Source organism: Nocardia sp. NPDC004582 (assembly GCF_053602115.1).
Window position 1 is genome coordinate 1 of the sequence record NZ_JBSGCY010000082.1, and the last position, 5,333, is coordinate 5,333.

Below are 5,333 nucleotides of genomic sequence, written 5' to 3' on the forward strand. Positions count from 1 at the left end.
CGCGGTTCGAAGGCGGGACGGTCCGGGCGCGGTAGCGGCTCGGGGCCCGGTGCGGGCGGCCACCCGGGCGCGGCCGGGTTGAACTGGGTGTGGTCCTCGAAGGGCGGGCGGGCCGCCGGGTTGAACTGGGTGCGCGGCGCGGAGTCGCGTCCGGCGCGGGCGGTGATGTCGCGCATGGCGTCCGAGGCGGCGTCGCGGGTCGCGCCATTGTCGTCCGGGGAGCCGTCGCCGCCCCGGGAGCCGTTGCCGCCGCGGAACGGGCGCACCTCGTCGGTGGTGTCGTCCTCGGGGTCGTAGCGGCGGCGGCGACCGCCCTCGCGGGGCGCGGGCGGCGCGGCGGGCGGCTCGGCGCCCAGGCCGTCGACCGCGAAGTCGGAGTCCAGCGGATCGGGCTTGCGGCGGCGGCCGCCGGAGCGGGGCTCGGCCGGGGCCGGGGTCTCGGTGGGGGGCCAGTCCAGACCGGCGGACCAGCTCTGGCCGGCCGGCTCGGGTAGGGACGGCGGCTGCGGGGCGGGGGCCAGCGGGTCGTAGTACGAAATGGGCCCGGAGAGCGGCGAATACGCGGGTTCGGGCTCGGCTGCCGAATAGGACGAATAGTCCGGCTGGGGCGGGGCCGCGGGAGTGGAGAAGTCGGAGTAATCCGAATAGTTCGAGGAATCAGCGTAATTCGAGAAGTTCGAATAGTTGGAATAGTCCGATTCGGCCGCGGCGGGCTCGGGCGCGGCGGCGGCTTCCTCGTCCGGCGCGGCGTGGGAGGAGGATCCGGGCACGATCGGAATGTCGCCGGTCAATTCGGCGACGGAGATGCCCCGACCGCTGCGGCGTCTGCGGCCCCCACCGCTCGCGGGGGCGCCACTCTGCTGCCCGTTCCGCGCCAGTAGCTCGGCGACGGACAGCTGACTTGAATCCTCGGTCATCGAGACACCGTTTCGATCGGGCCCGTCAGGCCGCTGTCGGGGCCGCCGGCTATCGGTTCGCTATCCAGGTCGGTATCCAATTTGCGCAAGATCAATCCCTCTCGCAGTGCCCAGGGACAGATTTCGAGCGTGTCCAGGGACAGTGCCCGCATACTCGCCTCCGCGACCAGCGCACCGGCCACGAGTTGTTGTGACCGATCAGAACTTACGCCTTCCAATTCTGCCCGGTCGGCGGCTGTCATTCTCGAAATGAACGCAATCAGCTGCCGCAGGCCGGAACTGGTCAGGGTACGCCGCACTCGCGGTCCCGCAACAGAGGGGGCGGCGCCGGTCAGCCGGGCCAGCGAGCGGAAGGTCTTGGAGGTGCCGACGGCCAGATCCGGGCGGCCCACCTCGAGCAGTTGCTTGCTGGGCAGTACCAGCTCGGCGTCGAGCCAGTCGCGCAGTACCGCGACCCGGCGCTTGCCCGGCGGGTCGTGGCGCAGCCAGTCCCGGGTGAGGCGGCCGGCGCCGAGTTGCAGCGACAGGGCCATATCCGGGTCCTCGTCCGCGCCGTTGCTCATCTCGAGCGAGCCGCCGCCGATATCCAGGTTGAGGATCCGCCCGGGGCTCCAGCCGTACCAGCGGCGCACCGCGAGGAAGGTGTGTCGAGCCTCATCGACACCGGAGAGCACCTGCAGCTTGACGCCGGTCTCGGCGCGGACCCGGGCCAGCACCTCATCGGAGTTGGTGGCCTCGCGGACCGCGGAGGTGGCGAAGGCCATCAACTCCACGCAGCCGGAAGTCTTTGCGATACTTGCGAATTCGGCTACGGTGGCGGTCAGCTTGGCGGCCCCGGCGGGCGTGATCCGCCCGTGGTCGTCCATGCTCTCCGACAGTCGCAGGGCCGACTTCGTCGAACTCATAGGCATCGGGTGTCCACCACGATGCGCGTCCACCACGAGCAGGTGGACGGTATTGCTTCCCACATCGAGTACACCGAGCCGCACATGAATACGGTACTGGGTGAGTCAGGACTTCTGGCCAGGCGACTGAGCTGTTAGCGTTCCGCGTTGTGACGACAGGGGCATCGGCGAGCGGACCGACCGGGCTGCGACCAGCGGCGAAGATCGACCCGACGCCCGAAGTGGAACTCGACTTCCCGCGCGAATGGATCGAATTCGTCGATCCAGCAAATGACGAGCATTTGATCGCGGCGGATCTGACCTGGCTGCTCTCGCGCTGGACCTGCGTTTTCGGCACACCGGCATGTCAGGGCATCATCGACGGCCGCGAGAACGACGGCTGCTGCTCGCACGGCGCGTTCCTCTCCGACGAGGAGGACGGCAAGAAGCTGCACAAGGCTGTGAAAATGCTCACACCCGAGGATTGGCAGCTGATGGGCGAGGCGACCGACGAGCAGGGCCGGGTCCGCAAGAAGCTGTACCTCGAGGAGGACGACCTCGATGACGAGCCGGCGCTGCGCACCCGGCGCTTCGACGGCGCGTGCATCTTCCTCAACCGCCCGGGTTTCAGTGAGGGCATCGGCTGCGCGTTGCACACCATGGCGCTGCGCAAGGGCCTGGAGCCGCTCACCGTGAAGCCGGAAGTGTGCTGGCAGCTTCCGATCCGCCGGACCCAGGAGTGGGTCGAGCGGCCCGACGGGGTCGAGATCCTGCGCACCGCGATCGGCGAGTACGACCGCCGCGGCTGGGGCCCGGGCGGCCTGGACCTGAACTGGTACTGCACCGGCTCGCCGGATGCGCACGTCGGCACCCGGCCGGTATGGGAGGCTTACGCGCCGGAGTTGATCGAGCTGATCGGCAAGCCCGCGTACGACGAACTGGCCGCGCATTGCCGGCGGCGGCAGGGCCTGGGCATCGTCGCGGTGCACCCGGCGACGGCCATCGCGCAGGAGAAGGCGGCGGCCGCCGCGGCCACGCCGGTGACCAGCGCGAACGCGCCCAAGAAGGCGCGGTCCGCGAAGAAGTAGCGGAATACTTGCCAGTAGTTTTCTGAAAACAGCATATTTCACATAGCTGCTCGCTTACTGTGCCTCGACCCCTACCTACCTCGGGGGTCGCAGCACAGGAGTACGCATAGTGAGCACAATCCCCTTGGGCGGCCGCCACATCGGCGCCGGACTGGCCGCTCTGGCCATCGCGACCGGCGCCGTCTCGGTCCTGGTCACGCACGAGGCCCCCGAAGCCCACGCGACCATCGACTCGATCACCATCTCGGGCTCGAACTGGACCGTCGGCCAGACCTACACCCTCTCCGCCAATCTGAGTGGCTGGGAGTTCGGCCTGCTCTGCTACTGGGAAGACAACGGCAGCCCGATCACGAATCCGCCCTCCAAGGTGCCGTGGCCGGCGTATCACTCCAGCACCGACTGGACCCCGACCACCCCGGGCAAGCACAACATCACCCTCAAGCAGGGCAGTTCGACCAAAACACTGGTCGTGAACGTCAGCAGCCCCACCACCACGCCGCCGACCACCACGACCACGGTGCCGCCGACGACCACCACGGTCCCGCCGACCACCACGACGACGGTCCCGCCCACCACCACGACCGAACCGCCCACGACCACCACGACGGTTCCGCCGACCACCACGACCGAACCGCCGACCACGACGACGACGGTCCCCCCGACCACCACCACCGAGCCGCCGACGACCACCACCACGGTCCCGCCGACGACCGAACCGCCCACCACCACGGTGCCCCCGACCACCACCACGGTTCCGCCCACCACGACCGAACCGCCGACGACCACCACGACGGTTCCGCCGACCACCACGACCGAACCGCCGACCACCACCACCACGGTGCCCCCGACCACGACGACGGTTCCGCCGACCACGACGACCGAGCCGCCCAGCAGCACCACGACTCCGCCGACCACCACCACGACTCCGCCGACGACGACCTCGCCCGCGCCGAGCGGTGGCGGCACCGGTAGCGCCAACGGCCTGCCCTTCGGTCTCTGACCGTTCTCCGGATTCGTCTCCGAATTTCTTTGGTACACACAGGAGTACACATGCGCACCACCACCGTTCGCCGTCTCGGCGCCGGGTTGGCGGGCCTGGCCGTCATCGCCGGCGGGTCGCTGGCCGTGGCCACGCACGAGGCCCCCGAGGCCCACGCCACCGTCGACTCGATCACCATCTCGGGCTCGAACTGGACCGTCGGACAGACCTACACCCTCAGCGCCACGCTCAGCGGCTGGGAGTTCGGCCTGCTCTGCTACTGGGAAGACAACGGCAACCCGATCACCAACCCGCCCTCCAAGGTGCCGTGGCCGGTGAACCACTCCAGCACCGACTGGACCCCCACCACGCCGGGCAAGCACACCATCACCCTCAAACAGGGCAGCTCGACCAACACCCTGATCGTGAACGTCAGCAGCCCCACCACCACGCCGCCGACCACCACGACCACGGTGCCGCCGACGACCACCACCACGGTGCCGCCGACCACGACCACGACGGTCCCGCCGACCACCACGACCACGGTGCCGCCGACCACGACCACCACGGTCCCGCCGACGACGACCACGACCGATCCGACGACGACCACCACCACCACGGTCCCGCCGACCACGACGGTCCCGCCCACCACGACCACCCCCGCACCGAGCGGTGGCGGCACCGGCAGCGCCAACGGCCTGCCCTTCGGTCTCTGACCGATCTCCCCGATCCCCTTGGGGCACAAGCGCTCAGTATCAACAGAGGAGTACCCATGCGCAGCAATTCACCGGGCCGGGCGTTGGGCGCCGGCCTGGCCGGTCTGACCGTCACCTCGGCGGCCGCGATCACGGTCGCCCTGGCGCCGGCGGCGAGCGCCACCGTCGACGTGATCACCATTTCCGACTCCGCCCCGACGGCCGGGGGTACCTACACCCTCAGCGCCGATCTCTCGGGTGCGTCGTTCGGGCTGGTGGTGAACTGGAACGACAACGGCGCGAGCCTGACCGACGGCGTCGGCATCATGCCGTGGCCGCCGTACCACTCGAGCGTGACGTGGAAGCCCACCACCCCGGGCCAGCACATCATCACGGCGTCGCAGGGCAGCAGCACGCAGACCCTGATCGTGAACGTGGCGGGCGGCACCACCACCCCGCCGACCACGACGACCGCGCCGGCCGCGCCGACCACCACGGCGCCGTCCACCACGACGGCTCCGACCACCACCAAGCCGTCGACCGGCGGCGGTGGCAGCATCGGCTCCGGCAGTGCGACCGGTAGCGCGGGCAAACTGGTGGGCGGTCTGCTGAGCGGCCTGTTCGGCAGCAGCTAGCAAACCGCTTCACGCGATCGGGCGTGGGGGGGGGGGGGGGGGCCCCCCCCCCCCCCCCGGCCGGATGGTGGGGGTTGGCAAGCGACGACGTCTGGCCTAATGTTTCGCATTGCTTCAACAAGAATTCCTTTATAA

At 69.7% G+C, this 5,333-nt stretch carries 5 protein-coding genes and 1 pseudogene; 3 read left to right on the forward strand and 3 right to left on the reverse strand.

Annotation, left to right across the window (positions count from 1 at the left end; all coding sequences use genetic code 11):
* Positions 1 to 917, reverse strand: a pseudogene (locus tag ACWELJ_RS21735) (hypothetical protein); the annotation flags it as partial.
* Complete coding sequence (locus tag ACWELJ_RS21740) at positions 914 to 1,906, reverse strand: Ppx/GppA phosphatase family protein (protein WP_452367955.1); 993 nt, start codon at positions 1,904 to 1,906, stop codon at positions 914 to 916. The gene ACWELJ_RS21740 and the pseudogene ACWELJ_RS21735, both read right to left, overlap by 4 nt.
* 65 nt (positions 1,907 to 1,971) lie before the next feature.
* On the opposite strand from ACWELJ_RS21740, the gene ACWELJ_RS21745 reads away from it, so the two are divergent.
* Positions 1,972 to 2,889 carry a hypothetical protein gene (locus ACWELJ_RS21745; RefSeq protein ID WP_452367956.1) on the forward strand — a complete coding sequence of 306 codons (918 nt, stop codon included), beginning with the start codon at positions 1,972 to 1,974 and terminating at the stop codon, positions 2,887 to 2,889.
* A gap of 384 nt (positions 2,890 to 3,273) precedes the next feature.
* Here ACWELJ_RS21745 and ACWELJ_RS21750 read toward each other — a convergent pair whose 3' ends face one another.
* Entirely contained in the window at positions 3,274 to 3,867 is a 594-nt protein-coding gene (locus tag ACWELJ_RS21750; protein ID WP_452367957.1) for a hypothetical protein, read from the reverse strand.
* Positions 3,868 to 3,939: 72 nt separating this feature from the next.
* On the opposite strand from ACWELJ_RS21750, the gene ACWELJ_RS21755 reads away from it, so the two are divergent.
* Together ACWELJ_RS21755 and ACWELJ_RS21760 are read left to right on the forward strand one after the other, a co-directional pair.
* Positions 3,940 to 4,584 carry a hypothetical protein gene (locus tag ACWELJ_RS21755; RefSeq protein ID WP_452367958.1) on the forward strand — a complete coding sequence of 215 codons (645 nt, stop codon included), beginning with the start codon at positions 3,940 to 3,942 and terminating at the stop codon, positions 4,582 to 4,584.
* 56 nt (positions 4,585 to 4,640) lie between these two features.
* The gene (locus ACWELJ_RS21760; RefSeq protein ID WP_452367959.1) at positions 4,641 to 5,198 is read left to right on the forward strand and encodes a hypothetical protein; all 558 of its coding nucleotides are present in this window, start codon (positions 4,641 to 4,643) and stop codon (positions 5,196 to 5,198) included.
* Positions 5,199 to 5,333 lie beyond the last annotated feature (135 nt).